This is a genomic window from Streptomyces sp. NPDC002671 (assembly GCF_053592475.1).
Window position 1 is genome coordinate 1 of the sequence record NZ_JBSFVU010000004.1, and the last position, 22,307, is coordinate 22,307.

Below are 22,307 nucleotides of genomic sequence, written 5' to 3' on the forward strand. Positions count from 1 at the left end.
CTCAAGGGCGAACATGGCTCGGGCCCCCACTGCTCCCCCGGGCCGCTCGCTCGCTTCTCACCCGTGCTGGAGCGAGGCGAGTCAAGGGTGGCCCGCAGGGCCATCGCCGAAGGCGACGCGGGAGTGGAGCGCAGCGGAACGGGAGCGCCCTTTACTCGCCTCGCGGAAGCACGACACTGGCAAAGAAGCGAGTGGCCCAACGGCCACTTCTCGACCGGCCCCAGCTACAGCCACGGCCAACCGTGCGCGCACTGTCTTGCCTACCTCCGGCCGCAGGAACCACTCCAACTCCGCGGCGAGTTGAGCGACGACCAGGAGACCCCGCCCGCCCTCCCCTTCCTTCGCCCTGCCGACCGTCGGAAACACCCGCACCGGATCCGACACGTCCACGACGAGACCGCCGTCCTCCAACACCGTCATCCCGAGCCACAGTTCGTGCCCGGGGAGCTTTCCGTGCACCACGGCGTTGGCGACCAACTCCGCCGCGACGAGTACGGCGTCCTCGATGTCTCCGGCCCACCCCCACATCGTGAGTCTGCGGCGCACGTGCAGCCGGGCGAGGCCAACGCTGCGGGGCGCGGACCACATAGCCGATGTCACACTCTGCGCACAGCGCCGTACACAGAGCACTGAGGCAAGAGGGTGGTGCACATGGCAGCCAAACGCGGACGCACGGCTCAGCGGCTCGAACTGGGCTTGCAGCTACGCCAACTGCGCGAGAACTGCGCACTCGGCGACCGCGGGGGCGGGCTCACTCGAAAGCAGGCGATCCAGGGGACCCGCCTTTCCGAAGCCGCGCTGCAGAGGATCGAGACCGGATCCCTCAACTTCCGCAACGTAGGCGACCTTCGGAAATTGCTGGACAGGTACGCCGTCACCGACGAGGCTGTCGTCGAGTCGTTTATCAACCTCAACCACGAGTCCTCGAACCAGGATTGGCTTACGCAGTTCCGTGGTCTCATGCCCGCGGGCATGCCAGGGTTCGTCGGACTGGAGCCCGAGGCCCGCAGCATGAAGGCATATCACCCGACACTGGTCTACGGCCTTCTGCAAACCGAGGACTATGCGCTGGCGCTTCTTGAGATGCACAAGCCGATCGAAGAGCACACCTCGGAGTTCATCCGCAACAGCGTGGAGCTGCGGATGAGGCGTCAGGAGGTGATCAGCCAGGCTTGCCCGGTCAAACTGCACGTCATCCTCGGCGAGGCCGCCCTGCGGTATCCAGTCGGCGGCGACGAAGTGATGCGCGGCCAGTACGAGAAGCTCAAGGAGCTGTCGAAGCAGGACCACATCACCGTCCAGGTGCTGCCGTTCCGCCGCAGCTACCGCTCCACCAACGACTTCGCCATCCTCGACTTCGGCAGCGAACTACCACCGCGCGTACAGACGGACAGTGCCTGGGGGTCCGTATCCACCTCGGACAAGCCCCGTGAAGTGGACCGCTTCCACCGCCGGTTCGACGCCATGGCAGCATCGGCACTGCCTCCCGAGGACACCCCCGAGTTCCTGTCCCGACTAAACCGAGAGCTGTAGCCCATGCACCCGCGCCACACGGCCCCCGAACTCGCCCCCGAAGATGCCTGGTTCAAGTCCTCTTACAGCGACGGCACGGGAACCAACTGCATCGAAGCAGCCCGACTGACCCCCCACATCGCCATTCGCGACTCCAAGAACCCCGCCGGCCCCGCCCTTCTCATCCCCGCCCAGGCTTGGGCGGCGTTCCTCGCTCATGTCGGCTGAACCCATAACCCTCCGCCCCGTCGGTGAGGACGATCTCCCCCTGCTGGAGCGCTTCCTCACCGACCCGGACGCGGCAGGGCCCTTCCAGTGGTACGGGTACGCCGACCCCAGCCGCTTCCGCCGCCGGTGGGCGGAGAACGGGCTGCTCGGTGAGGACGGCGGGCAACTGGTCGTCACCGCCGGGGCGGAACCGCTCGGCTTCGTCGCCTGGCGGAAGGTCGTCGTCTCGCCGTCCACCTACTGCTGGAACATCGGCGCCCAGCTGCTGCCCGAGGCCCGCGGGCGGGGCATCGGCAGCCGGGCCCAGCTACAGCTCGTCCGCTACCTCTTCACCCACTCCCCCGTGATGCGGATCGAGGCCGACACCGAGGCCGAGAACCTCGCCGAGCAACGGGCCCTGGAGAAGGCCGGGTTCACCCGCGAGGGCGTACTGCGCGGCATCGTCTTCCGGGACGGGAAGTGGCGTGACGGCGTCGCCTACAGCGTGCTGCGGGACGATCCCCTGCCCGGCGACATATGAGGCGTACACCTCGTCCAGCAGCGTCGCGTACGCCGCGATCATCCTCGTACGGCTGAAGCGTTCCCGGCTCAGTTCCAGGGCCGAACCCAGCTCCGCGCGGCCGGTGATCGCGGCGGACCAGGCCAGGGCGACGGCTCCCGGGTCCGGCGGCGTGACAAAGCCGAGGCCCGCCACGATCGAGGCGCTGTCGCCGACGTCCGTGGTCACCGGGATCGCGCCGCACATCATGCCCTCGATCAGGCACAGCGGTGCCGCCTCCCCGGAGACGGAGGTCAGGGCGATGACGTCGGAGCCGGCGTAGACCGCCTCCATGTCGTGCCGTACGCCGAGGCGGTGCACACGGTCCGTGAGGGGCCGGTCACCGGCGAAGGCGTGCTCGATGTCCGCCTCCAGGGCGGGGTTGGCGTCGGTCATCCCGGCGCCGCACATCACGACGTGGCCGCCGCCCTCCTGGGCCAGCCAAGCCCGGGCGGCCCGCAGGAAGAGGGGGACGTTCTTCATGGGCGCGTAGCGGGCCGCGAAGACGACGACGGGGGCCGTGGCCGGGATGCCCAGGGAGGCGCGGAAGGCGCGGCGGGCGACCGCGTCCGGGCGGTAGCGGAGCAGGTCCACCCCGTTGGGGATGACGTGCAGCGCCTCGCCGGGGATGCCGGCCGCCTCGTACGCCTGCCGGGTCGACTCCGCGCAGCACACGGCCGCCGCCACCTTGCCGTCGGCGATCGCGGACCGCAGCTCGTCCAGGGCGGGGCCCTGGTTCTCGGGGTCGGAGCGGTGCAGGCCGACCACGACCGGGCGGCGGGGCAGTCCGCCCTGGTTGAGGAGGGCCAGCGGCTGCTCCTTCAGGGAGAGGATCACGTCCGCCCCGGCCATGGCCCGAGCGGTTTCGGCCAGCTCCGGTCCGCTGAAAACGGACGCCGCGACCGAGCCGTCCACCAGGCCCGCGCTGCGGCCCAGTGACGTGACCCCGACGCCACCGGCCGTGAGCGCCCGGTAACAGGGGTCGTCCTCCATCCGCTGCCGGGTGGCCTCGCGGTGGACCTCTCCGTGGATGCTGAGTACCTGGTGGGACTGGCCGCCCTCGGCCAGTCCCAGTACGACGTCGGTGTGTACGATCCTGGCTCCTCCGGAGAAGAAGCCCTCGTAGACCGACAGAACACGCAGTCCGCGCCTCGTGCGCACACGACCACCCGCCTTGCATAAATGATCGAGAAGATCGAGCCATCCCCGTCCATAGCGGGTTAGCCGATATGAGGCGGTACGGACATTACGGGCGGGTTAACACAAAGCGTCGCGCGTGAAACGTTGGCCAACAGAATCCCCGCCGATCTTCACCCCTTCTTGAGCACCAGCTCCGTGTTCCGGTCGGACGGGTTGCCCGCGAAGGTCTTGCTGGCGCCGGGGGCGTTGAAGGACAGCTCGCGGTAGAGGGCGGCGAGGCCGGTCTGGGAGAGGTCGGCGAAGTCGGTGCGGTGCGGGGCGGCGGACTCGATGAGGGTGGTGAAGACCGAGAGCGTGCCGTCCTTGTTGTCGACCAGCTCGACGACGCGGGCGAGCTGTGGGTAGTCGACGTGCGAGGCGGTGGAGATCTCCCAGAAGGAGCGGCCGTCGGAGGCCGCGTGCGGCGTGATGATGTTCTTGTGGACGTGGCCGTTCACCCAGGCCACGACGTTGGTGTGCGAGGCGAGGGCGGCGACCAGCTCGTCACCGGTGTGCCGGCGCTCGCCGGGGCGGGCCGGGTCGGGCCGGGTGTTGGTCATCGTCTTGCTGGTGTGGTGGCTGAAGACGATGGCGTGGGCGTCCCGGTTGTTCCGCAGCGTCCTGTGCAGCCAGTTCAGCTGGGCGGTGCCGATGGAGCCCTCGAAGTGGCCGCCGGCGTCGGTGGTGTCGAGGCTGATGCCGATGACGTCGTCGGAGATGCGGAAGGAGTAGTACTGGGTGCCGGCGTCCAGGTTCGCCGAGCTGTAGCCGTGGCCGACCGGGCCGGCGCCCTGGTAGGCGGGGTCCAGGTGGGCCTTCAGGTAGTCGGCCGGGGTGTACGGCACCCGCTGCTCGTCCGGAGTGACCGAGCGCATGGCGCGGGCGTGCGCCTTGAGGAACTCGCGGTAGCCGGAGCCCGTGGGGTCGAGGCCGTTCTTGTTGGTGTCCGCGAACTTCTGGGCCTCGGCGGCGGTGACGAGCATCAGCTTCTTGCCGCCGATGGCCGCTTCGGCGAGGTAGGGGTCGGCGTGGGAGCCGTAGACGCCGAGCTGGAGGCTGTCGTGGTTGCCGACGGTGGAGTACCAGGGCAGGTGCAGGCCGGGGCTCGTCGTCTCGCGGATCGCGGCGGCCAGGAAGCCCTTCAGATAGGGGAAGCCGAGCGCCTTGTCGCCGTCGCGGGCGGTGGAGTCGGGCTGCCAGTACAGCTTCAGGTCGCTGTTCTGGACGCCCTCGTAGTGCCGGGGGTCACCGGAGTTGGGGGTGATGCGGCCACCGCTCATCACCTTCATGTACCACTGGAGTTCGCACAGGGCGTTGTTGTCGGTGTTGTCGCCGGTGGCCATGACGAAGCTGAGCGGGGCGCCGGTGACGGGGGCGCCGCGCAGCGCGTTGACGCGCTCGACGAGCGAGATGGCGCCCTGCACGGTCAGCGCCTCCTGCGGGCGCCAGGCGTGCGGATCGGCGGCCCGGATGTACTCCGCGCGCAGCGGGTGCTGGACGTCCTGCAGGTGCATGTCGGTGAACTGCACGAACGCGGCGAGCGCCGTACGGCGGTCCGCGCGGCCGGACTTGGGGGCGGCCAGCTCGGTGCGCACGACCTGCGCCCAGCCGGGCCCGTCGCCCAGGCGCCGGTAGCCGGAGGGGTTCTGCGGGGCGGCGACGGAGGCGAGGGTGGTGCCCTTGGTGTAGGGCGCGAGGGGGGCCGAGGCACCGGTCCTGCCCGAGGCGGCGGGCGCCTCGTCGGCGGTGGCGGCCTGGCTGTCGGTGGGGCGCAGGGCGTATCCGACGCCCGCGGAGAGCGTGACCGCTCCGGCGGCGGCGAGGACGGTACGGCGGTTGGCCCCCAGCGCGGAGGTGGCTACAGAGCGTATGCGCGACATGGCGCGGTCTCCCCGAGTGCGAACGCGTCGGACGTGGTCGCGGGCCGTCGCTCACGCGAACACCCCGCTCACTTGGGATGCTTGGCACCGGGGATGACCTGCGCGTGAACGGGGCGGCAACGTGCAGCGCCGAACTGCGTACGTGGATCACGGGGCAGCAAGGACGCCATGGGGTGGATCACGGGCATCCAGGGGTCGGTCGCTCCCCGTTCATCTTCTCGGGTAGGGGAGGCGCTCCAGGTTCCTCAAGTCCGGTGAGAGGGCCTCACCTCAGCGCAGGGGTACGGCCGCTTCGGTCGCCACGGCCTCGGCTGAGCGCAGCCCTAAGCGCATCCGGACTCATTCAGCTCTTACCTGCACAAATCCCATCGCGGGTTTTCCCCATACATGGATCTCGATTCGGTCAACGGTCCCCAAAGTCCCAGGCCTTGGGTAAAGCTGAGCGCTCGCATTCGCTCGCTCCTTTACCTACAAGGGATGCCGATGACTCTCACCCCCGAGCGTGATCCCATACCCGGCCCGAGACGCCTGGCCCGCATAGCCGTGGCCGTGGGCGTGGTGGCCGCTCTCTCCGCGACCGGGCCGATACCCCTGGCCCTCGCCGCGGACGCGCCGCACGCCACGGCCGCCGACCCCGGCACCAAGTCCGCCGGTGAGAAGCTGGGTTCGGACGACACCGACCTGCTCGCCGAGGCCAAGGCCGACGGCGACAAGAACGTCACGATGATGATCGCGACGGCCCCGGGCCAGACCGACCAGGTCACCGAGGAGCTGGATGCGGTCAAGGGCGGCTCGGTGGGCCGTACCTACGACAAGCTCGGCTACGTCCGCGCCACCGTCCCCACCGCCCAGGCCGACTCGGTCATCAAGGCCGCGGCCAAGCTGTCCTCGGTGCACGCCATCGACCTGCGCCAGGAGATCCAGCTCGACGATCCGGCGCCGAGCGCGGACACCGCGAGGGACGCGAACAGCGCGGGGACGGCGGCCACTTACTCCGGTCCGGGCAAGGACACTCCGGCGGAGAACCCGTACAACCCGTCCTTCGAGACCGGTGCCGTCGACTTCGTGGACGAGCACCCGAAGGCCGACGGCCGGGGTGTCACCATCGGCATCCTCGACTCCGGCGTCGACCTCGGCCACCCGGCGCTGCAGAAGACCACCACCGGCGAGCGGAAGATCGTCGACTGGGTGACGGCGACGGACCCGATCCTGGACAGCGACGCGACCTGGCGTCCGATGATCACCTCCGTCTCCGGCCCGAGCTTCACGTACGCGGGCCAGTCCTGGACGGCGCCCGCGGGCGCGTACGGGATCAGCACCTTCAAGGAGTCCGCCACCACGGGCGGCGACGAGAAGGGCGACCTGAACCGGGACGGCGACACCACCGACAGCTGGGGCGTGCTGTACGACGCCGCGGCCGGCACGGTCACGCTCGACCTGAACAACAACCACGACTTCACCGACGACACGCCGATGAAGCCGTACAAGGACGGCTACCAGGTCGGCTACTTCGGCACCGACAACCCGGCGACCGACGTGGTCGAGCGGGTGCCGTTCGTCGTGCAGATCCGCAAGGACGTGGCGATGGACCCCTACGGCGGGTCCTGGGTCGGCAAGAAGGCCGACTTCGTCAACATCGGTGTCATCGAGTCCGAGCACGGCACCCACGTGGCGGGCATCACCGCCGCCAACGGCCTGTTCGGCGGGAAGATGAACGGCGCGGCTCCCGGCGCGAAGCTCGTCTCCTCGCGGGCCTGCACCTGGACCGGCGGCTGCACCAACGTCGCCCTCACCGAGGGCATGATCGACCTGGTCACCAACCGGCACGTCGACATCGTCAACATGTCGATCGGCGGCCTGCCCGCGCTGAACGACGGCAACAACGCGCGCGCCGAGCTGTACACGCGGCTCATCGACACCTACGGCGTCCAGCTCGTGATCTCCGCGGGCAACTCCGGCCCGGGTGCGAACACCATCGGCGACCCGGGTCTGGCCGACAAGGTGATCTCGGTCGGCGCCGCCATCTCCAAGGAGACGTGGGCGTCCAACTACGGCTCGGCCGTGGAGAAGAAGTACGCGATGATGCCCTTCTCCTCGCGCGGTCCGCGTGAGGACGGCGGCTTCACGCCGACCCTGGTCGCCCCCGGCGCCGCGATCAACACCACCCAGACCTGGCTGCCGGGCTCCCCGGTCGCCGAGTCGGGCTACTCACTGCCGGCCGGCTACTCGATGCTCCAGGGCACCTCGATGGCCTCCCCGCAGGCCACCGGCGCCTCCGCGCTGCTGCTGTCCGCCGCCAAGCAGAAGGGCATCGACCTGACGCCCGCGAAGCTGCGCACGGCACTGACCTCGACGGCCGACCACATCAAGGGTGTCCAGGCGTACGAGGAGGGCGCGGGCCGCATCAACATCGTGGACGCGTGGGACGCCATCCGCGACGACGCCGAGTCCCACGACTACACCGTGAAGGCCCCGGTCGACACCGCGCTCGACTCCGCGCTGAAGACCCCGGGCTTCGGCACCGGCCTGTACGACCGTGAGGGCGGCCTCCAGGCCGGCCAGAAGAAGACGTACGACATCACCATCACCCGTACGTCCGGCCCGGACCGCCCGGTCTGGCACGAGCTGGACTTCGCGAACAACGCGGGCGGCACCTTCCGGCTCGTCGGCGACGACATGGTGCGGCTGCCGCTGAACCAGCCGGTGACCGTCAAGGTCCAGGCGGCCCCGGCGTCGGCCGGCATCAAGAGCGCGATCCTTGAGGTCGACGACCCGTTCACGGAGGGGGTCGACAAGCAGATCCTCACCACCGTCGTGGTCGCCGCGCCGGTGAACTACACCTACTCCGCGTCGGGTTCGGTGCAGCGCAACAGCACGCAGTCGTACTTCCTGAACGTGCCCGCGGGCGCGAAGTCCCTCGAGGTCGCGATGAGCGGGCTCGCGGACAAGAGCCAGACCCGGTTCATCGCGATCCACCCGTACGGCACTCCGGTCGACACCACCGGCACCCCGTTCTGCTACAACAACTACCTCAACGGCAACGGCTGCAAGCCCGACGTGCGCTCCTACGCCGACCCGCAGCCCGGTGTCTGGGAGGTGGAGGTCGAGTCGCGCCGCACCTCGCCGCTGCTCGACAACCCGTACAAGCTGGACGTCACCGTGCTCGGCGCGGCCTTCGACCCGGAGACCGTGACCGTGCCCGAGGCCAAGGTCGGCACCCCGGCCACCGGCAGCTGGACGGTGACCGACAAGTACGCGGCCCTGGACGGCAAGCTCGTCGGCGGCCCGCTCGGCTCCTCGAAGACGGCCCGCCCGTCGATCAAGGAAGGCGAGACGCAGACCAGCACGGTGGACGTCCCGGCCGGCGCCACGTCCCTGGACGTCGCCATCGGCAACGTCTCCGACGCGTCCGCCGACCTGGACCTGACCGTGTACGACGCGAACGGCAAGCAGGTCGCGCAGTCCGCGGACGGCGACTCGGAGGAGGCCGTCTCCATCCCGAACCCGGCCGCCGGCACGTACACCATCAAGGTCGTGGGCTACTCGGTCCCGGCCGGCTCGACGGACTACGACTACCGGGACGTGTTCTTCTCCTCCGCGCTCGGCACCGTCTCCGTCGACGACTCGACGCCGGTCAAGCTCGGCACGGGCGACTCGGCCACGGTGAGCGGCCAGGTCACGGCCGCCACCGAGGCTCCGGCCGGCCGCGAGTTCTTCGGCCGGGTCCAGCTGGTGAACGCGCACGGCACGGTCGCGGGCCTGGGCAGCGTGAAGATCGAGAAGGTCACGCCGTAACGGTGTGAGTTCAGTTCGGTGAGGGGCGGACGTCCGGGGGGACGCCCGCCCCTCACTGTTCTCCGCACAGGTGGTGGCGGGACCCGGGCAGCGCCTCGGTGATCCAGGCCCGGTTGACGTCCACACGGTCGTCGCCGGCGGCCCACAGACTGGCGTTGTCCGCGTCCTGGTGGACCCCGATGAGCACGTGCTGGCCCACGCGGGGCGCCGGCCGGGCACCGTGGTCGAGGCGGAAGGAGACCTGGGCCGGGGTGCGCGCGGGCTTGTAGGCCTGGGACACGGTGAGCACGATCCGGGACCACGGCGACAGGTGCTCCGGCTCCACCTTCGCCACGGTGCCCTCCACGACCAGCCGGAAGCAGGCCAGCGTCAGCTCGGGGTCGTCCGGCCGGCCCCCGTCCCAGGAGTACTTGGCCGGCGCGTGGGCGTCGCTCTTCGCGCTGGCGTCCTGGCGGGACGCGCTGTCCCCCTGCGAGGCGACCCAGCCGAGCCCGACGGCCATCGTCAGGGCGGCGGCACCGGCGAGCGAGGCGAAGGCGATCCGCAGGGCCCGGCGGGGACCGGAGGGGCGGCCCGGACGCGGGGGGCGAGCAAGGCGGGCGGGGCTGACGGGGTGGGTGCTGCTCCGGGGGCGTCTGCCCGGCTTGACGCCGCGAGCCGGGGCGGTGGGCTCCGTGGACTCGGACTCCTCGGGTGCGGACTCCTGCGCCACCGAGGGTTCCTGCAACTCCCCCGTGAGCGCCTCCGCGAGCCAGGTCAGCTCTTCCTTCAGCAGGGCGTCCATACCGCCGTACTCCCCGCTGCCCTCGTGTTCGGCAGGCACGTCACACCACCTCGTCCTCGTGCAGGCGCTCGCGCAGCGCGCGGACCGCCGTGTGCAGCCTGCTCTTGACCGTGCCCTCGGGAATGCCCAGCTCGTCCGCGATGTCGCGCACCGGCAGGTCGGCGAAGAAACGCAGGATGACCACCTGCCGCTGGGTGCCGGGCAGTTCGTCCAGGCCCCGGGCGACGGCGAGGGAGAGCAGGCTGGTCTCCTCGCCGGAGGGGTGCGCGGGCTCACGCAGCGAGGCCAGCCGCTCCCCCAGCCGCTCCTGGCGCCGCTTGGCGCGGTGCCAGTCCATGGCGAGGTTGGAGGCGATCACCGCCGCCCACGCCGACACGTCGCGCGGCGCCTCGCGCCCGCTCGCGGCCCGCTCCAGCAGCCGCAGCCGGACCTGCTGCACCCCGTCCGGCAGGTCCGACTGCGGCACCCCGCCGAGCGCGAGCACCGCCCGCACCCGGCGTTCCTGAGCCGCGTCCAGCGGGTCGCCGCCGGTACGTCCGTCCGTACCGGCGGTGTACGCCCCCTGATCGCGGCGCGCCCCTCCGCGCAGCACACGCCACCCCCTCACACGTATGCACCTACGACGCGGCAGGCGGCCGAAACGTTCGGCCGTTCCTGGCGGTCCGCAGAGGCGTACGTCACACCCTCGCGTGGCCGGGGGCCGGGCGGGCAGGGGCGGGACAGCACAGCTTGCGGCGCGGAGCCCTCGGCGAGGGAATTTCTGCAGCTCAGCGAGGGGTTCGGCGAAGGTGTGGAACCGTCGGCCGGGTGTTCGTGTCCCACTCCTCGGGCACACCACGCAAAGAATTGGACAGGTGGACCGGGGTCGACCGCATGATGGACAGGCCCCGGTCATCCAAGAGACACGCAGAGGGAGTCACCGTGAGGGTCGGAATCGTCGGAGCCACCGGTCAGGTCGGCACGGTCTTGCGCAGCATCCTCACGGAGCGTAACTTCCCGGTCACGCAGCTGCGCCTGTTCGCCTCGGCCCGCTCGGCCGGGACCATGCTGGACGGCGTGACGGTGGAGGACGCGGCGACCGCCGACTACACCGGCCTGGACATCGTGATCTTCTCCGCGGGCGGCTCGACGTCGAAGGCGCTGGCCGAGAAGGTCGCCTCCCAGGGCGCCGTCGTGATCGACAACTCCTCCGCCTGGCGCAAGGACCCGGAGGTGCCCCTGGTGGTCTCCGAGGTGAACCCGCACGCGATCGCCGACCGGCCCAAGGGCATCATCGCCAACCCGAACTGCACGACGATGGCCGCGATGCCGGTGCTGAAGCCGCTGCACGAGGAGGCCGGCCTGGAGGCGCTGGTCGTCGCCACCTACCAGGCGGTGTCCGGCTCCGGCCTCGCGGGCGTCGCGGAGCTGCACGGCCAGGCGCAGAAGGTGGTCGCCGACGCCGACAAGCTGACCCACGACGGCGAGGCGATCGACTTCCCCGAGCCGCAGGTCTACAAGCGCCCGATCGCCTTCAACGTGCTCCCGCTGGCGGGCTCGATCGTCGACGACGGTCTGAACGAGACCGACGAGGAGCAGAAGCTGCGCAACGAGTCCCGCAAGATCCTGGAGATCCCGGACCTGAAGGTCTCCGGCACCTGCGTGCGCGTGCCGGTCTTCTCCGGCCACTCCCTCCAGGTCAACGCCCGTTTCGCCCGCCCGATCTCCCCGGAGCGCGCGACCGAGCTGCTCGCGGGCGCCCCCGGCGTCGTCCTCTCCGACATCCCGACCCCGCTCCAGGCGGCCGGCAAGGACCCGTCGTACGTCGGCCGCATCCGCCGCGACGAGACGTCCGAGCACGGCCTGGCGCTGTTCATCTCCAACGACAACCTCCGCAAGGGCGCCGCGCTGAACGCGGTCCAGATCGCGGAGCTGGTGGCGGCGGAGCTGTCCGAGAAGTAGGACGCCCAACTGGCGAAGGGCGGTCACCTGGGGTGACCGCCCCCATTCGCATGCCCGGGCTCATCGCGCTCCACGTGACCCGCATGGAAAGATGGCGCAATCCACACATCACGAGGAGATGACCGCGTGCCTGGCACAAACCTGACTCGCGAAGAGGCTCAGCAGCGGGCAGAGCTGCTCACCGTTGACTCGTACGAGATCGATCTCGACCTCTCCGGCGCGCAGGAGGGCGGCACCTACCGGTCCGTGACCACGGTGCGCTTCGACGTCGCGGATGGGGGCACCTCCCGGTCGAGCGGATTCGAGACTGGGGGAGGCGCGGCGTCCTTCATCGACCTGGTCGCGCCGACGGTCCACGAGGTGACCCTGAACGGCGACGCGCTCGACCCGGCCGAGGTCTTCAAGGATTCCCGGATCGCGCTGTCGGGGCTGCTGGAGGGCCGCAACGTCCTCCGTGTCGTCGCCGACTGCGCCTACACGAACACCGGTGAGGGCCTGCACCGCTTCGTCGACCCGGTCGACGAGCAGGCGTACCTGTACACCCAGTTCGAGGTCCCGGACGCCCGCCGGGTGTTCGCGTCCTTCGAGCAGCCGGACCTGAAGGCCACCTTCCAGTTCACCGTGAAGGCGCCCGAGGGCTGGACGGTCATCTCGAACTCGCCGACGCCCGAGCCGGCCGACAACGTCTGGACGTTCGCGCCGACCCCGCGCATCTCGACGTACATCACCGCGCTGATCGTCGGCCCGTACCACTCCGTGCACAGCGTGTACGAGAAGGACGGGCAGTCCGTGCCGCTCGGCATCTACTGCCGTCCCTCGCTCGCCGAGTTCCTCGACTCGGACGCGATCTTCGAGGTCACCCGGCAGGGCTTCGACTGGTTCCAGGAGAAGTTCGACTACCAGTACCCGTTCGAGAAGTACGACCAGCTGTTCGTGCCCGAGTTCAACGCGGGCGCGATGGAGAACGCGGGCGCGGTGACCATCCGCGACCAGTACGTCTTCCGGTCCAAGGTGACCGACGCGGCGTACGAGGTGCGTGCGGAGACGATCCTGCACGAGCTGGCTCACATGTGGTTCGGCGACCTGGTCACCATGGAGTGGTGGAACGACCTGTGGCTGAACGAGTCGTTCGCCACCTACACCTCCATCGCCTGCCAGGCCGCCGCGCCCGGCTCGAAGTGGCCGCACTCGTGGACCACGTTCGCGAACTCCATGAAGACCTGGGCGTACCGGCAGGACCAGCTGCCGTCCACGCACCCGATCATGGCGGACATCCGCGACCTGGACGACGTGCTCGTCAACTTCGACGGCATCACGTACGCCAAGGGCGCGAGCGTGCTGAAGCAGCTCGTCGCGTACGTCGGCGAGGACGAGTTCTTCAAGGGCGTGCAGGCCTATTTCAAGGCGCACGCATTCGGCAACACGCGCCTGTCCGACCTGCTGGGCGCCCTGGAGAAGACCTCCGGCCGCGACCTGAAGACCTGGTCGGGGAAGTGGCTGGAGACGGCCGGCATCAACATCCTGCGGCCCGAGGTGGCGACGGACGCGGACGGTGTCATCACCTCCTTCGCCGTCCGCCAGGAGGCCCCGGCGCTGCCCGCCGGCGCCAAGGGCCAGCCGGTGCTGCGCCCGCACCGCATCGCGATCGGCCTGTACGACCTCGACGAGGCGAGCGGCAAGCTGGTGCGCAGCGTGGGGGTCCCCCCGGCCGAAGGCTGGGGGAGGATCGAGCTGGACGTCGACGGTGAGCTGACCGCCGTACCGCAGCTGACGGGCACCCGCCGCCCGGCGGTCGTCCTCCTCAACGACGACGACCTGTCGTACGCCAAGGTCCGCCTGGACGAGCAGTCGCTGGCGTTCGTCACCGAGCACCTGGGCGACTTCGACGCCTCGCTGCCGCGCGCCCTGTGCTGGGCGTCGGCCTGGGACATGACGCGGGACGCGGAGCTGGCGACCCGCGACTACCTGTCCCTGGTGCTGTCCGGCATCGGCAAGGAGTCGGACATCGGCGTCGTGCAGTCGCTGCACCGCCAGGTGAAGCTGGCGATCGACCTGTACGCCGACCCGGCCGCCCGCGAGGCGCTGCTGACCCGCTGGACCGAGGCCACGCTGGCGCACCTGCGTACGGCGGAGCCGGGCGGCGACCACCAGCTGGCCTGGGCGCGGGCGTTCGCGGCGACCGCCCGCACGCCGGAGCAGCTGGACCTGCTGGAGGGCCTGCTGGACGGTACGCAGACGATCGAGGGCCTGGCCGTGGACACGGAGCTGCGCTGGGCGTTCGTGGAGCGGCTCGCGGCGGTCGGCCGCTTCGACGAGGCGGAGATCGCGGGCGAGTACGAGCGGGACAAGACGGCCGCCGGTGAGCGCCACGCGGCCACCGCCCGCGCGGCCCGCCCGACGCCGGAGGCCAAGGCGGAGGCGTGGGCGTCGGTCATCGAATCCGACAAGCTGCCGAACGCCGTGCAGGAGGCCGTGATCGGCGGCTTCGTCCAGACCGACCAGCGTGAGCTGCTGGCGGCGTACACGGACCGGTACTTCGAGGTCGTGAAGGACATCTGGGACGCCCGTTCGCACGAGATCGCCCAGCAGGTCGCTGTCGGCCTGTACCCGGCGGTCCAGGTCTCCGAGGAGACCCTGGCCAAGACGGACACGTGGCTGGCCGCGGCCGAGCCGAACGCGGCGCTGCGCCGCCTGGTCTCGGAGTCCCGCTCGGGTATCGAACGCGCGCTGAAGGCACAGGCGGCGGACGCGGCGGCGTCGTAGCCGACCGTACGGTCGTAGTGGTCCGTACGATCGCAGGGGCGCCCGGTGTTGCACCGGGCGCCCCTTCCGCTTGCGATCGCCGCGCCATCTACGCGGCGGGCGCCTCGGGGCCCACATGCGGCGGACAAAGACGCCGCACGGCGATAACCGGTCTCGATCAGCGTGCCGTGCGTACCGGAAGACCAGACGTGCCCGGGATGGTGGAGGTACCGGTGCCCGTGCCGTGACAGCCCTTCGGGACCGCCGGGAACGCTGTGACCGTCTCCGGCGCACCCTTGCCGCCCTCGACACGGCTGACCAGCTCAGGTGCCGCCGCGTTCGCACCCACTATCCGCGCCAGGATGCCGGCGTCAGCGGGCAGCGAGGGATGGTTCTTGTCCAGCGGCATCAGCACCGGCCCCTCCTTGCCGTCGTCGTAGACCGACGTGAAGGAGACCCGGGGCCCGCTGGGGCGGTTGCTCATGTGCGCCAGGATGCCCGCCCCGATGGACTTCACGCGGGTCGCGGTGCACTTGTCCGTCGGAGGCTCACCGCCCGTGGCGGCCTGCGGGTCGAAGGAGGTGATGACGCCGTCCGCGCTCAGGACGACGTAGATCGCCTTGCCGCCCGGGTCGACGATCTCCTGCCCGGCGTAGACGTGGGACAGCGTGCCGTGGCCGTCGTCGACCGCGTGCGTCTGAAGGGTCAGGAACGCACCGCCTGCGGGCCGACTCAGTTTCGCCCGCCACTGGTTCTTGCCGGTCTGCTCGACGATCGCGGTGTAACCGCGGGCGATCGTGAACGTGCCGGGCCCGCGGAACTGGTTCTTGCCCGAGACAGCGATCCAGTCCCCGAAGTGCCCCTGCGGGGTGAGGAACATGTACTCGCCGTTGTCCTGGAGCGCCACGGTCTCACCGTTCGCGTCGATGACGCTGGTGCCGTAGTAGGTGACGATCCGGCCCCAGTAGTGGGAGGCCGAGACACGGTAGATCTCCACGAATCCGCCACCGGAGGCGAGCTGCTCCGTACGGACCATGGTTCCGCCCGGGTTCTGCCCGGCCACGACACCCTGGTGCGCGGCGGCGGGTGCGGCCATGGCGGCAGGCACGGCGCCCAGGACCGGGACGAGGGCGGCGACCGTGGCGGCGCACAGCAGGCCGAGGCGCCGAGCGGTCGGACGGGTCAAGGACATGATTCCCCCCTGGGAATGGGTAACGGTCGGTGGTTCATCCCCTCGCGCGCTGTGCCTTCCGGCGCCGGAGCGGGCCATCCGGTCACGATGCCCCTCGGCCGCCGCAACACTGGTCAGGCGCACGACGTGATCATCCTCACCCGCCAGCTTGTGCCGGTCCGTGCCGGAATCGTCACTGCCACGTAACGGCAAGAGGGCCGCGTCGGAGTACTCCCGGCGGCACCATACGCGCGCGTCTGACCCTGGCAGCGGTCATGCCGCGACATCCATTCTGCGAAGTTCATCTGATGGGTTGTGGGGCATGGGTGCCAGCGGTGATGCCCTCGTCGCGGAACGGGTCGAACTCCGCGGTGGCGATGTAGGCCGGGGGCAGACCGGACAGGTCGTCGGCCCGGGCCGGGGCAGCATACGGTGTGGCAGGCTGGGAGCCCAGGTAGTGCCGCCACCGTCGTCGCCATGAGGCGACTTACTCGGTTGGCTGAACACGCCAGGCGAGCAGAACCTTGGACAGAGCCAGCGCGTAGTGCTGGGCATGAAGCCGATCAGCGAAGTGCATGTGGCGGAGCCGGGCCTGGCCGTTGTCGAGGTTGCGGCCTGTGACGAGCAGACGGTGTTCGCCGTCCAGGAGCTGCTTGGCTTTGCAGGCGCCGTGACGAGTACGACGTCCGAATCCCGCCGGTCGGCGGGCCCGCAGCGAGCCAGCCTGGCTTCATGACGACGTACACCGCAAGGCCGTTGACCCCCTCGGCCCTCAAGGAACTGCGCGACCTCGACGACGCCGGGCGCCCCCTGTCCCCCTTCACCGACGACGAGGGCGGCGCCCCGCTGCGCTGCTGTCTGCGCCGCAGCGAGCAGGGCGAGCGCATCGCCCTGGTCTCGTACGCGCCCCTGCGCCGCTGGGCGGCCGGCACGGGCGCCGAGCCGGGAGCGTACGACGAACAGGGGCCCGTCTTCGTCCACGCCGACGACTGCACGGGGCCGCGCGACGGCGCCCTGCCCTTCACCAACGCCCACCGCACGGTGCGCCGTTACTCGGCCGCCGGCCGCATCCTCGGCGGACGCCTGGTGACGGACCCCGCCGGCTTCGAAGCGGCCTTCGCGGAGGCTTTCGCCGACCCGGAGGTGGCACTCGTGCATGTGCGGGCGGTGGAGTACGGGTGCTTCCTGTACGAGGTGCGCAGGCCGTAGCCCAGTCACCCGGGCGCCGGCGCGGACGCGTCCCGCAGTGCCTGGAGTACGCGGGACAGTGCGCGGCCCGTCTCCGCGCCCTTGCGTACGGCCGCCAGTACGTGGCGTACCGGTTGGTCCGTGGCCAACTCCCGCATCACCACGCCGTCCCGGCGGCCCGCCGCCATCCTCGGTACCAGGGCCACGCCCATCCCCGTCTCCACCATCGCCAGGATCGTGGTCCAGCCGGAGGCCGAGTGGCCCTGGTGGGGGGTGAAGCCGGCGGATTCGCAGGCGTGGCGGGTGATGTCCGACCAGGGGCCGCTGCCGCCGAAGATCCATGGGTCGGAGGCGAGGTCGGTGAGGCGGAGTTCGGGGGTGGCGGCGAGGGGGTGGCCGGGCGGGAGGGCCACGTCCAGGGGGTCGGCCAGGAGGGGCAGGCGGGTGAAGCGGGCGTCGGCCGGGTCGGGGGTGCGGGCGGCGAGCGAGAGGGCGAGGTCCACCTCTCCGGCGGCCAGCAGGTCGTAGGCCTCGGCGGCCTCCGCCTCCCGGACGCGTACGGTCACGCCGGGGTGCGTGGCCCGCAGCGCCCGTACCGCCGGTACGACCAGGGCCGGGACCGCCGTGGAGAAGGCGCCGACCCGCACCTCCCCTGCCTCGCCGTGCGCGTACTCCGCCAACGCGGCGTCCGCGCGCTCCAGTTGTTCGAAGACCGGTTCGGTGTGGCGGAGCACCAGCCGGGCCGCGTCGGTCAGCCGGACCCTGCGGCCGTGCGCCTCCAGCAGAGGCACGCCCAACTGGGCGGCGAGGTTGGTGAGCTGCTGGGACACCGCGGACGGGGTCATGTGCAGCGCCTCGGCGGTCGCGGTGACGGTGCCCCGCTCGCGCAGGGTGCGCAGGATCTGCAGCTTACGAAGGTCCCACTCGGCCATGCGCGCACGCTACACGCGAGGCTCTACCACCACTGGGTTGACGGTGCTCCAGTCCTCCTTGCCACGTCCGTCGGCGAGCGCGGCGGAGAAGAGCGAGAGCACGCCGTCGAGGAGGGGGTGCTGGTCCTGGCCGGTCCCGTCGGCCAGGCGGGCCGCGTAGGCGAGGTCCTTGTGGGCCCATTCGGCGGAGAAGTTGGCCGGCTCGGGCGGGGTGAGATAGCTGTCCCAGGCGAGGCGGGTGACCACGCCTCCGGGGCGGTCCAGCAGGGCCTCCCCGACCTGATGCGGGTCCAGGCCCGCCGCCTCGGCGAGGCGCAGCGCCTCCCCGAATCCGGCCAGGTGGACGGCCTGGAGCGCGTTGAGGATCAGCTTGAAGCGGGTGCCCGAACCGGCAGGACCGAAGTGCCGTACGTCCCGGGCGATCGCGTCGAACACCGTCTGCAGCGCGGGCAGTCCGCTCGCGTCGCCGCCCGCGAGGAGGACCAGGTTGCCAGTGCGGGCTCCGACGGCACCGCCGGTGAGCGGCATGTCGTAGAAGGCCGCCCTCTGCTGCACGCACAGCCCGGCCAGTTCCTCGACCCAGGCGACCGACAGCGTGGCGGATGCGATGAGCACGGCGTGCTCGCGGGACCCGGCCAGGATGCCGTCCGGGCCCTGCCACACCGCGCGGGAGGAGTCGTCGTCGGCGGTCACCTCGAAGACGATGTCGGCGCGCGCCGCGGCCTCGGCGGGGGTGGCGGCCACCAGCGCGCCCGCGTCAGCGAGTTCGGCCGCGCGGTGCGGGCTGCGGTTCCAGACGGTCACCGTGTGCCCGTGCTTGAGCAGGTTCTCCGCCATGCCCCGGCCCATGATGCCCAGTCCCACTACGGCCACGTTTGCCATCTCCGGCTCCCTTCGATCGCTGTTCCTCAAGTCTGCGGGGACGGGCCTTGCTTCAGGGACACCCGCTCAAGAGGGGCCCTGACAGAGCCCCTCACCGGGAGCAGGGTGATCGTCATACTCGATGCGTGGACATAAAGCTGGGAGAGTTCCTGCGGACGCGGCGGGCCCGGGTCACGCCCGAGGAGGCCGGCCTGCCCTCCACCACCGGCCGCCGCCGTACGGCGGGCCTGCGCCGTGAGGAGGTGGCGCTGCTCGCGGGGGTGAGCATCGAGTACTACCGGCGGCTCGAGCAGGGTAAGCAGCACCGACCGGGGCCGGCTGTGCTGGAGGCGGTGGCCCGGGTGCTGCGGCTGGACGAGGACGAGCACCGGCATCTGTTCGAGCTGGCCCAGGCGCCGGACGCTCCGGCACCGGCCCGGGCCCCGTCCCGCACCCTGCGCCCCGACGTGCTGCGCATGCTCGACATCGTCGACCCCTGCCCGGCGTACGTCCTCAGCCGTTCCAACGACCTGCTCTCCGCCAACCCCCGCGGCCTGCGTCTGCTCCCCGGCATCGAGGAGTGGCCCGAGCAGCGCCGCAACACCGCCCGCTACACCTTCCTTCATCCGGCCGCGCGCCGCCTGTACGGCAACTGGGAGGAGGTCGCCGCTGCCACCGTCGCCCATCTACGCGCGGCGGCCGGCCGCCATCCGGACGCGCCCGACATCACGGGGGTCGTAGGGGAACTCGTGGTGAAGAGCGAGGCGTTCGCGGCTCTGTGGCAGGGGTACGAGGTGCACAGCCGCACCAATGGCCGCAAGTGCTTCGCGCATCCGTCCACCGGCACCATGACGCTGAGCTATGAGGCGTACGAGGTCGCCCGCACCGACGGGCACCGGCTGATCGTGTATCAGGCCGAGCCGGGCAGCCCCGACCACGACGCGATGGTGCTGCTCGGGATGGCGGACGCGGCCGTCAACGACGGGACCCCGCGCCCAGCATGACTCCGCCCAGGATCAGCGCCATGCACAGGAGTTGGGGCCGACCGGTCCTCTCGCCGAGCAGGGCCCAGGAGAGCAGGGCCACGCACACGGGCTGGAGGTAGTAGACGATGCCCGCGCGGGCCGCGCCGATCAGGGAGATGGCCTTGCCCCAGGCGAAGAAGGCGATCGCGGAGGAGGCCACGCCCACGTAGAGGAGGGGCAGCAAGGTGCCGGGGGTCGGGTGGAAGCCGCCCTGGACGGTGAGGCTCACCGCCTGTACGGGCAGCAGGAGGACCGTGCCGACCAGGAACGTGGTGAACAGGAAGGCGGTGCCGCCGAGTTCGGCGGGGCGGCGGCGGAGCAGGGCGCTGTAGCCGGCGAAGCAGCAGCTGGCGGCGATCATCCACAGGCTGCCCGCGGAGAAGCCCGACCCGCCGCCGACCAGCAGCACCACGCCCGAGCAGGCCGTCAGCAGCCCCGCGGTCCGGCGCGCGCCGAGCCGTACGCCGCCCAGTCGTTCGAACAGCGCCATCAGCACCGGCGAGGCGGCCATGATCATGCCCATGGTGGCGGCCGGGGTGGTCAGCCCGGCCTGGTTGACGAGGGTGTTGTAGACGGCCACGCCGAGGAGGGAGGCGAGGAGGACGTAGCGGGCGTGGCGGCGGAACAGCGCCCGTTGCCGCCAGGCCTGCCGGGCGCCGAAGGGGGCGACGGCGGCGAGGGCGATCACCCAGCGCCAGAAGGCGTGCTGGACGGGCGGGATGCTGTGGGCCAGTCCGCGGGAAGTGACGAAACTGCCTGACCAGACGATGGTGGCGAGCGCGGCGAGGAGCAGGCCGAACGCGGCGCCGCCCGCCTCCCGGGTGCGGGAGGCGGGCGTGGGGGCAGAGGAGGAAGTGCGGGTGGTCTGGGGCAGGGGTGCTGCCACTTGGGTCCCTTCGCCGGGTCGTGGAGTGGTGTGCACCTACCGTCGCAGCGCCGGAACCGTCCGGTCCATCGAATCCTTCTGAGCCTTCTTTTCAGCAGAACTGAACGATACGACGCGGCCCGCAGGCCGGCTCTCACGCTTGCCGGTGCCACCCAGCTGGCCCGCCACCGTCGCCCCGAACGCCACCGCCATGCCCGCCACCTGAACCGGCGCCAGCGTCTGGCCGAGGGCGGCCCAGCCGACGACGGCCGCGGTCAGCGGGGAGAGCGGGCCGAGGAAGGTGACCTGGGTGGCGGTGAGCCGGCCGATGCCGCGGAACCACAGGAAGTAGCCGATGGCCGTGTTGCCCAGCATGAGGTAGAGGTAGCCGCCGACGGCCGGGCCGTCGAGCGCGGGCGGGGCGCCCTCGACCAGGAAGGCGACGGGCGCGATGAGCAGGCCGCCCGCGGTGAGCTGCCAGCCGGTGAGCGCCAGCGGGCCGACCCCCTCCGGCCGGCCCCACCGCTTGGTCAGCACGGTCCCGGCCGACATGGAGGCGGTGGAGGCGATCGACGCGAGCACACCCACGAGGTCGAGGGCGCCGGCCCCCTTGAGGACGACGAGGCTGACACCGAACGCGGCGGCGACCCCGGTGAGAATGTTGCGCGCGGTCGGCCGCTGCTTGAGCAGCAGTGCCGAGAGACCGACCACGAACAGCGGCCCGACCGAGCCGACGACCGCGGCCATGCCGCCGGGCAGCCGGTACGCCGCCACGAACAGCAGCGGGAAGAAGGCCCCGATGTTCAGCGCGCCGAGCACCGCCGCCTTGAGCCACCAACTGCCGCGCGGCAGCACCCGGGTGAGCGAGAGCAGCAGCAGCCCGGCGGGCAGGGCGCGCACGAGAGCCGTGAACAGGGGACGGTCCGGCGGCAGGAACTGGGTGGTGACGGCGTAGGTCGTACCCCAGGAGACGGGGGCGAGGGCGGTGGCTGCGATGAGGGTGGTTCTGGTCGCGCGGCTGGTGGCCATGGGAGGCACCCTTCGGGAGAGACCAAGAGATCGGGCGAGACCAAGTAGGTCAACGCTGATTAGCTTAGCGCTAAGCTACTTACTGTCAAGCCACTTACTTGCGGGCGATCGGAACCGGATGGATACTCGCCGCATGCAGCAGCACAGAGACCCCGTCGACGCGATCATCGGCCAGTGGGCGCAGGTACGGCCCGACCTCGACACCACGGCGATGGAGGTCTTCGGCCGCATCACCCGGCTCTCGCGCACGATGGCCGACCGGATCGAGAAGGCGTACCAGCCCTACGGCATCTCGCGCGGCGAGTTCGACGTCCTGGCCACCCTGCGCCGCTCCGGCGAGCCCTACACCCTCTCGCCCCGCCAGCTGTCGGCGACGCTCATGCTGACCACCGGCGGAATGACCGGCCGCCTCGACAAGCTGGAGCGCGCGGGGCTGCTGCGCCGCTCCCCCGACCCGAACGACCGGCGCGGCCTCCAGGTCACACTCACCGAGGAAGGGTTGCGGCTGATCGACGAGGCGGTCGGCGTCGGCCTCGCGGAACAGACCGACGCCCTGTCCGGCCTGAACGCGGAACAGGCCGGCCAACTGGCCGACCTGTTGCGGGAACTGCTGCGTTCAGCGGTCAAGTAGCCCTCC

At 70.9% G+C, this 22,307-nt stretch carries 19 protein-coding genes and 2 pseudogenes; 10 read left to right on the forward strand and 11 right to left on the reverse strand.

Features of this window, described 5'->3' with window-relative positions:
* Positions 1-81: 81 nt before the first annotated feature.
* Complete coding sequence (locus tag ACWD35_RS06820) at positions 82-588, reverse strand: ATP-binding protein (protein WP_451350086.1); 507 nt, start codon at positions 586-588, stop codon at positions 82-84.
* Positions 589-651: 63 nt separating this feature from the next.
* On the opposite strand from ACWD35_RS06820, the gene ACWD35_RS06825 reads away from it, so the two are divergent.
* The 3 genes and pseudogenes from ACWD35_RS06825 to ACWD35_RS06835 form a co-directional block, all read left to right on the forward strand.
* Positions 652-1,533 carry a helix-turn-helix domain-containing protein gene (locus ACWD35_RS06825; RefSeq protein ID WP_451350087.1) on the forward strand — a complete coding sequence of 294 codons (882 nt, stop codon included), beginning with the start codon at positions 652-654 and terminating at the stop codon, positions 1,531-1,533.
* Between the two features lie 3 nt (positions 1,534-1,536).
* Positions 1,537-1,740, forward strand: a complete 204-nt coding sequence (locus ACWD35_RS06830) for a DUF397 domain-containing protein (RefSeq protein ID WP_451350088.1) — start codon at positions 1,537-1,539, stop codon at positions 1,738-1,740.
* Positions 1,730-2,098: pseudogene (locus ACWD35_RS06835) on the forward strand (GNAT family N-acetyltransferase); the annotation flags it as partial. The gene ACWD35_RS06830 and the pseudogene ACWD35_RS06835, both read left to right, overlap by 11 nt.
* Here the strand turns inward: ACWD35_RS06835 and ACWD35_RS06840 are convergent.
* Both ACWD35_RS06840 and ACWD35_RS06845 read right to left on the reverse strand, forming a co-directional pair.
* Positions 2,048-3,439, reverse strand: a complete 1,392-nt coding sequence (locus tag ACWD35_RS06840) for a glycosyltransferase (protein ID WP_451350089.1) — start codon at positions 3,437-3,439, stop codon at positions 2,048-2,050. The pseudogene ACWD35_RS06835 and the gene ACWD35_RS06840 sit on opposite strands and share 51 nt — an antisense overlap.
* A gap of 149 nt (positions 3,440-3,588) precedes the next feature.
* A complete protein-coding gene (locus ACWD35_RS06845; RefSeq protein ID WP_451350090.1) occupies positions 3,589-5,337 on the reverse strand; it encodes a TIGR03767 family metallophosphoesterase in 1,749 nt (582 codons plus the stop codon).
* A 483-nt stretch (positions 5,338-5,820) separates the two neighbouring features.
* Between ACWD35_RS06845 and ACWD35_RS06850 the strand changes: the two genes are divergently transcribed.
* Positions 5,821-9,132 (forward strand): S8 family serine peptidase, encoded by a 3,312-nt coding sequence (locus tag ACWD35_RS06850; protein WP_451350091.1) that lies wholly within the window; start codon positions 5,821-5,823, stop codon positions 9,130-9,132.
* 52 nt (positions 9,133-9,184) lie between these two features.
* Here ACWD35_RS06850 and ACWD35_RS06855 read toward each other — a convergent pair whose 3' ends face one another.
* Both ACWD35_RS06855 and ACWD35_RS06860 read right to left on the reverse strand, forming a co-directional pair.
* Positions 9,185-9,955, reverse strand: coding sequence for a hypothetical protein (locus ACWD35_RS06855; RefSeq protein WP_451350092.1), 771 nt, complete (start codon positions 9,953-9,955; stop codon positions 9,185-9,187).
* Position 9,956: 1 nt separating this feature from the next.
* Positions 9,957-10,508 (reverse strand): RNA polymerase sigma factor, encoded by a 552-nt coding sequence (locus ACWD35_RS06860; protein ID WP_451350422.1) that lies wholly within the window; start codon positions 10,506-10,508, stop codon positions 9,957-9,959.
* Between the two features lie 329 nt (positions 10,509-10,837).
* On the opposite strand from ACWD35_RS06860, the gene ACWD35_RS06865 reads away from it, so the two are divergent.
* Together ACWD35_RS06865 and pepN are read left to right on the forward strand one after the other, a co-directional pair.
* On the forward strand, positions 10,838-11,857 hold the full coding sequence (locus tag ACWD35_RS06865; RefSeq protein WP_451350093.1) for an aspartate-semialdehyde dehydrogenase: 1,020 nt from the start codon (positions 10,838-10,840) through the stop codon (positions 11,855-11,857).
* Between the two features lie 126 nt (positions 11,858-11,983).
* Entirely contained in the window at positions 11,984-14,620 is a 2,637-nt protein-coding gene (pepN, locus tag ACWD35_RS06870) for an aminopeptidase N (RefSeq protein WP_451350094.1), read from the forward strand.
* 157 nt (positions 14,621-14,777) lie between these two features.
* Here the strand turns inward: pepN and ACWD35_RS06875 are convergent, their stop codons facing one another.
* Entirely contained in the window at positions 14,778-15,791 is a 1,014-nt protein-coding gene (locus tag ACWD35_RS06875) for a hypothetical protein (protein WP_451350095.1), read from the reverse strand.
* Between the two features lie 316 nt (positions 15,792-16,107).
* Positions 16,108-16,236 (reverse strand): annotated as a pseudogene (locus ACWD35_RS06880) (alpha/beta hydrolase fold domain-containing protein); the annotation flags it as partial.
* Between the two features lie 87 nt (positions 16,237-16,323).
* Between ACWD35_RS06880 and ACWD35_RS06885 the strand changes: the two are divergent.
* Positions 16,324-16,506: a DUF6207 family protein gene (locus ACWD35_RS06885; RefSeq protein WP_451350096.1), complete on the forward strand. Its 183-nt coding sequence runs from the start codon at positions 16,324-16,326 to the stop codon at positions 16,504-16,506.
* The gene (locus tag ACWD35_RS06890) at positions 16,503-16,979 is read left to right on the forward strand and encodes a DUF1203 domain-containing protein (RefSeq protein ID WP_451350097.1); all 477 of its coding nucleotides are present in this window, start codon (positions 16,503-16,505) and stop codon (positions 16,977-16,979) included. The genes ACWD35_RS06885 and ACWD35_RS06890 overlap by 4 nt, the downstream gene beginning before the upstream one ends.
* Before the next feature lie 5 nt (positions 16,980-16,984).
* Here the strand turns inward: ACWD35_RS06890 and ACWD35_RS06895 are convergent, their stop codons facing one another.
* Together ACWD35_RS06895 and ACWD35_RS06900 are read right to left on the reverse strand one after the other, a co-directional pair.
* A complete protein-coding gene (locus ACWD35_RS06895) occupies positions 16,985-17,890 on the reverse strand; it encodes a LysR family transcriptional regulator (protein WP_451350098.1) in 906 nt (301 codons plus the stop codon).
* Positions 17,891-17,899: 9 nt separating this feature from the next.
* On the reverse strand, positions 17,900-18,772 hold the full coding sequence (locus ACWD35_RS06900; RefSeq protein WP_451350099.1) for an NAD(P)-dependent oxidoreductase: 873 nt from the start codon (positions 18,770-18,772) through the stop codon (positions 17,900-17,902).
* A gap of 125 nt (positions 18,773-18,897) precedes the next feature.
* Between ACWD35_RS06900 and ACWD35_RS06905 the strand changes: the two genes are divergently transcribed.
* A complete protein-coding gene (locus ACWD35_RS06905; RefSeq protein ID WP_451350100.1) occupies positions 18,898-19,755 on the forward strand; it encodes a helix-turn-helix transcriptional regulator in 858 nt (285 codons plus the stop codon).
* Here the strand turns inward: ACWD35_RS06905 and ACWD35_RS06910 are convergent.
* Together ACWD35_RS06910 and ACWD35_RS06915 are read right to left on the reverse strand one after the other, a co-directional pair.
* Positions 19,727-20,662 carry a DMT family transporter gene (locus tag ACWD35_RS06910; protein WP_451350101.1) on the reverse strand — a complete coding sequence of 312 codons (936 nt, stop codon included), beginning with the start codon at positions 20,660-20,662 and terminating at the stop codon, positions 19,727-19,729. The genes ACWD35_RS06905 and ACWD35_RS06910 overlap by 29 nt on opposite strands.
* 36 nt (positions 20,663-20,698) lie before the next feature.
* Positions 20,699-21,670 carry an EamA family transporter gene (locus ACWD35_RS06915; protein WP_451350102.1) on the reverse strand — a complete coding sequence of 324 codons (972 nt, stop codon included), beginning with the start codon at positions 21,668-21,670 and terminating at the stop codon, positions 20,699-20,701.
* A gap of 133 nt (positions 21,671-21,803) precedes the next feature.
* On the opposite strand from ACWD35_RS06915, the gene ACWD35_RS06920 reads away from it, so the two are divergent.
* Complete coding sequence (locus tag ACWD35_RS06920) at positions 21,804-22,301, forward strand: MarR family winged helix-turn-helix transcriptional regulator (RefSeq protein WP_451350103.1); 498 nt, start codon at positions 21,804-21,806, stop codon at positions 22,299-22,301.
* The last annotated feature ends 6 nt before the right edge of the window (positions 22,302-22,307 follow it).